The sequence below is a fragment of the Streptomyces sp. NPDC029164 genome (assembly GCF_055563995.1).
Window position 1 is genome coordinate 1 of sequence record NZ_JBVHWW010000083.1, and the last position, 4862, is coordinate 4862.

A 4862-nucleotide genomic window follows, 5' to 3' on the forward strand; every position below is an offset into this window, starting at 1 on the left:
GACTCTATCAGACTCTTTCGTGTCCGACTTCCTCGGTGCTTTCCAGTTCCTGCGCTTTCGCGCTTTCCCTTTCCGGCGATTCCGACTCTATCAGAAGTTCTCCACCGGATTTCCCCGGCTTCGATTCCCGAATGAAGAGTCGGGTGTCCCCACTCGAAAGTGATTCCTTGTGGGGGCTGCTGCCGAGCGTGTCCGCTCCAGGCAACTGCTCGACTCTACAACCGGACCTGGGAGGTGTCAAAATCGGCTTGACTACTTGGGCAGCTCTGCCTGGTCAGCCCCCTGCGACCGCCGTGGTCGGCAGCGGGGAAGTGGCAGCCTCCCCCAGCGAGAAGGCGATCCGGCACCCGACCTCGTCCCTTGCTGACGCCGAGCGCCTGGGCCAGGACCTCGAGCCACTTGCCGCGCGGCGTGCGGGTCACGCCCACGCGCATCCACGAGATCGCCGGCGACTTCCGGCTCGAGGATGTGTGGGCCCTGCCGACGCCCCGCAGCCCCGAAGACCTCGAACGGCTCGTACACCCACTCGCCAACAGCAACGGGGATCCCGTCCACTCCCCCTCGGGCCGGCTGTTCGCACTGCGCTGGAAGCTCGGGGCACTCCTCGGCTGGGACAAGCCGTCCGCTGGCCTCGGCAAGCGGGTCCCGACGCTTCCCGCGACGGTGTCCGCGGAACTCCCGGAGGGCCCCGCAGCTTGGACCTCGCCTCGGTTCCGTTCACGTCCGTCTACCAGGCGCACGACGAGTGGGTGGCGGAGTTGGCGAACCGGCCGTGCACGGGTGATGCACATCAGCTGGATCCCGAACCGGACCGCGTGGCAGCGCAACCTCCACCCGCCCCGCGGCCTGACACACCCGACGCCCACCCCCACGACGCCGCCGCCGAACGGACGGAATCATGTGGTCTGTTACGACCTCCGGCCCCTCGACTCCGCCAGCACAATCCCGCCGGACAGTCCTCCTGCCCGCCCAGCAGAGGCCGTCCGGCCCTTCTGCGGTGCGGGACGATCAGCCCGATGCCCAGGTGGGCGCCGTCCGCGATCACCGCGTCCCGGCCGCCGCGGCCGGCAGATCCGACTCCCCAGACATGGGCATCGGCCTTGTTCCCGCGAGCCGGCCGGGCCGAGGCGACGACCAGACGGGTGTGGGCATCGATGATGACCTGCCCGTTCGCCGAGAACCGGTAGTTGCGGGAGGAGGCACCGACGGCGCGGTCGCGGACCGGGGTCGGGGTGCCGTCCACGATCCACAACCGCTCGACGTCGGCCACCGGCCGCGGGGCCGGCTGCAACGCCAGCAGCCGCCGCAGGCGGTGGATGGCCCGGCAGATGGTGGCCGGGGAGATCCCGAACAACGGGCAGCACCCGGTTTGCCAGCGGGAGGCACCACGGCCAGCCCCCGCCGGGTCCGTTCCCGCCCCGCTAGATGTATTGATCACGAGCGTTGTTGACAGTCGGTAGGTCTTGAACATGGCGAAGACCTCCGGCGTGGTGGGAGCTGTCTGGGAACCCATTGCACAACGGAGGTCTTCGTGTCCCACCGTAATGCCCGCCTGACCGTCTTCGGTAGGCGACTGCTGGTCGAACGAGTCCGAGCAGGTCGTCCGGTCGCCCACGTGGCCGCCGGGATGGATACATCGTGGGCCACGGCCCACAAGTGGATACGGCGGTGGCGGGCCGAGGGCCCGGCCGGGCTGCACGATCGGTCCAGCCGGCCTCGCACGACGCCGCACCGGACCCCGGCCGACGTCGAGGCGAGAGTCTGTGACCTGCGGCGGGCCCGCAAACTGGGGCCCGCCAGGATCGGCCCGGTCCTGGGACTGCCCGCATCCACCGTGCACCGGATCCTGACCCGTCACGGTCTCAACCGGCTGGCCTGGTTCGACCGGCCAACCGGCCAGGTCATCCGCCGCTACGAACGCGCCCGCCCCGGCGAACTCATCCACGTGGACGTGAAGAAACTCGGCCGGATCCCCGACGGCGGCGGCCACAAGGTGCTGGGACGCCAGGCCGGCCGGGCCACCAAGACAGGCGTGGGTTTCGACTACGTCCACTCCGCAGTCGACGACCACTCCCGCCTCGCCTACAGCGAGATCCACCCGGACGAGAAAGTCGCAACCTGCGCGGGCTTCCTGGCCCGCGCGGCCGCGTTCTTCCACAGCCACGGCATCACCCGCATCGAACGGGTCCTCACCGACAACGCCTGGGCCTACCGCAAGGGCCTGGCCTGGAAGGCCGTCCTGGCCGGGCTCAACGCGAGCGGCAAACTCACCCGCGCCTACCGCCCGCAGACCAACGGCAAGGTCGAACGCTTCAACCGCACCCTCCTCGAGGAGTGGGCCTCCAACGACGAGCGAACCGAAGCCCTGGCAGACTTCCTCCACACCTACAACCACCACCGCTGCCACACCGCCCTGGGCGGACGCCCGCCCTTCAACCGCGTCAACAACGCTGCGGGTCAATACAGCTAGCGGGTGCGGACGTGGCTGTTCGCTGTACGGTCCCGCCTATCCGGCGAAGGTGAGGATCTGGAAGGTCTTCGCCGTTGTGGCGGCGGTGGGGCAGGACGAATCCGGTGCCGGAGTAGCCGCCATCAGCGATCGTGGTGGTCTTGCCTACGGCAGCTTTAGTACCGGACTCCGCCCACGCCTTGCAGTCGTTAAGGTTCCCCGGCAGGGGCCGGCCGATCAAGACCACGAGCCGATGCCGGCGTCACTGGCGACGCCGCTTGCCCGGCTGGAGCGCGGGGATCGGCTTGGGCCAGTCCTTCAGCTGCCGCTCAGCGGCGATGCCCGTGTGGGATCGTGACGCGATCTCCTCGTCAGGTGGGCAAGTAGATGCTCCGCCGTAGCGGAGACGGTGCCTTGTGGTGCTCCAACCGAAGTCAGGGCAGCGCTGAGCCTTGCGAGTGAGGTGGTAGTCGATGCCGTAGTCGCCGACCAGGTTCCGGTAGATCGCCCCCCGCGGGGCGGTCTTCAGCCGGCCCCCGGAACACCGGCCAGTGCTCGGATGAAGACGACCTCGGACAAGGCATCGGTATCGGTATCGGCGCGGGCGGGCCAGGCACCTGGGCTGCTACCCAGCGGGCCTAGGCAGTTTCGTTTGGATCAAGAATCCGTCAGTGATCGCCGGCGTTCTCGGATGGCACTCTGGGGAGATGCGCTCTTGGAACAGCTCCACTCAGAAGGACCTGAGACGGCTGCTCAATGAGTGGGATCCGATCGGTGTCGCCAACGATGTCCAGGACGAGTACGACTGCATGATCGGCCTCGTGTTCCGCAGGCTCCATGGTGGCGCCGATCAGGCGGTGATCGGTGAGTTTCTGCGGCATGAGCTGGAGGTTCACTTCGGACTTCCTTCGAGTCGGCCGCCCGAGGCGGTGGCCGCCCGCTTCATCGACTGGTGGGCAGCCGCCGACCCGGCCGACGGCGCGGACAGCCGGTAGCCGTTCCTCTCGGGGCCGTCTGTGCCGTTGACTGATGCGCAGCGGGCGGGGATTGGGCGGTGACGGCCGGAGGTGTGGGCTGTCGATGGCACCGGGGGAGAGGATGTTCACCGCGCTGATGGCCCAGGCCCGATGCCGACGAGGATCTCAACTGGGCCGTCTCGGTGGACTCCACGATCGTGCGGGCTCACGAGCACGCGTGGAACCCGCAAAATCGGGCTCCAGCAGGCGAACCGAGGATCACGCCGTCGGCCGGTCCCGCGGCGGGCCAACCACAAAGATCCACCTTGCGGCCGACGACCACTGCCGCCCGCCAGCCTTCCGTCTCGCTGCCGGGCAGGCCCGTGATGCGCCAGCCTTCGCACACGTCATGGCCCGCCGGCGCATTCCTCGACCACGAGGACGACCTCGCACCAGGCCGGACGTAGTCCTGGCGCACAAGGCCCGTTCCTCCCACGCTGATCGAGAGCTCCTGCGCAAGCGCGGCATCCGATCAGTGCCCCGTCCCGGACGACCAGCGCAGCGCCGCATTGGCTGGCCCGGACTGCACATCGCAGGCATCTTCCTCTGGTCAGCCAGATGATCCAAACGAAACTGCCCAGCCGGGAGCCCGGCGCTCGGGCGGCAGTTGGTTCAGAGGTTGACCCGTTTCAGGTAGACCCGGCGGCGGTGCGGGATGGTCTGGTACCAGACCATCAGGTGCTCGTCCTCGTACGTACGCAGCCGCATCGGGTGGGGATCCTCGTAGAGGCTGCCGTCCTTGGGGTCGATCGCCAGCGACGCCAGGTCGACCAGGCCGTCCAGGACGGCGTTGACCAGCTCCTGGTGCTCCGCGCCCATGGCCCCGAGGACCCACAGCCGGCTGGGATCGCACTCCCACGCCCAACCGCTGTCGTTCTCCACGCCTTCGCCCCGCGCGGTCACTGACCGATCTCGCGCTGGGCCTCGCTGAGGATGCGGCTGCTCGTCTCCATGGCGGCCCGGAACTCCTCCTCCGTCGAGCCCGGGTCGCCGGCCACCCGCTCCGCCTCGTGCAGCGCCGCCGAACGCGCCGGCCAGCGGTGGATCGCCACGTGCGTGGCCCACTTGATGAGGAAGAACCGCAACGGGTTGATGGCACCGGTCTCGGCGGCACGGTCGAAGGCCTCGTTGCACTCCTTGTCGAGCACGGCCAGATTGGCCATGTCGATGCGGCGTACGGCATCCCGGAGGGCTTCCCGTGTCATCGCCGGCTGAGGGATGAGCGGCCCGCCGTCTTCCAGCTGCTGTGCAGTCATCGTGTCCTCCAGGGGAACGCGGCCAGGATACCCAGCCCGGCCCGTCACACTGCCGGTAAACGCAGAAAAGCCCCGCACCGGGCCCGAAGGCTTGGTGCGGGGCTTTCCCACAATGATTGTTCGGCGGCGTCCTACTCTCCC

Annotated in this window: 4 protein-coding genes and 4 pseudogenes; 4 read left to right on the top strand and 4 right to left on the bottom strand. The window is 68.6% G+C overall.

The genetic code is table 11. The features are described from left to right. Positions 1-411: 411 nt before the first annotated feature. A pseudogene (locus ACZ4VT_RS37200) lies at positions 412-633 on the top strand (DUF2867 domain-containing protein); the annotation flags it as partial. Between the two features lie 322 nt (positions 634-955). On the opposite strand, the pseudogene ACZ4VT_RS37205 reads toward ACZ4VT_RS37200, so the two are convergent. Beyond that, positions 956-1421: pseudogene (locus ACZ4VT_RS37205) on the bottom strand (transposase); the annotation flags it as partial. 110 nt (positions 1422-1531) lie between these two features. Here ACZ4VT_RS37205 and ACZ4VT_RS37210 point away from each other — a divergent pair. Next, a complete protein-coding gene (locus ACZ4VT_RS37210) occupies positions 1532-2470 on the top strand; it encodes an IS481 family transposase (RefSeq protein WP_467955785.1) in 939 nt (312 codons plus the stop codon). Between the two features lie 55 nt (positions 2471-2525). Here the strand turns inward: ACZ4VT_RS37210 and ACZ4VT_RS37215 are convergent. Next, a pseudogene (locus ACZ4VT_RS37215) lies at positions 2526-2702 on the bottom strand (IS5/IS1182 family transposase); the annotation flags it as partial. Between the two features lie 454 nt (positions 2703-3156). Here ACZ4VT_RS37215 and ACZ4VT_RS37220 point away from each other — a divergent pair. Together ACZ4VT_RS37220 and ACZ4VT_RS37225 are read left to right on the top strand one after the other, a co-directional pair. After that, complete coding sequence (locus tag ACZ4VT_RS37220; protein ID WP_467955787.1) at positions 3157-3444, top strand: hypothetical protein; 288 nt, start codon at positions 3157-3159, stop codon at positions 3442-3444. Positions 3445-3691: 247 nt separating this feature from the next. After that, positions 3692-3943 (top strand): annotated as a pseudogene (locus ACZ4VT_RS37225) (IS5/IS1182 family transposase); the annotation flags it as partial. Between the two features lie 134 nt (positions 3944-4077). Here the strand turns inward: ACZ4VT_RS37225 and ACZ4VT_RS37230 are convergent. Both ACZ4VT_RS37230 and ACZ4VT_RS37235 read right to left on the bottom strand, forming a co-directional pair. Continuing rightward, positions 4078-4347 carry a hypothetical protein gene (locus ACZ4VT_RS37230; RefSeq protein ID WP_467955789.1) on the bottom strand — a complete coding sequence of 90 codons (270 nt, stop codon included), beginning with the start codon at positions 4345-4347 and terminating at the stop codon, positions 4078-4080. 17 nt (positions 4348-4364) lie between these two features. Further along, positions 4365-4721: a hypothetical protein gene (locus ACZ4VT_RS37235; protein ID WP_467955791.1), complete on the bottom strand. Its 357-nt coding sequence runs from the start codon at positions 4719-4721 to the stop codon at positions 4365-4367. Positions 4722-4862 lie beyond the last annotated feature (141 nt).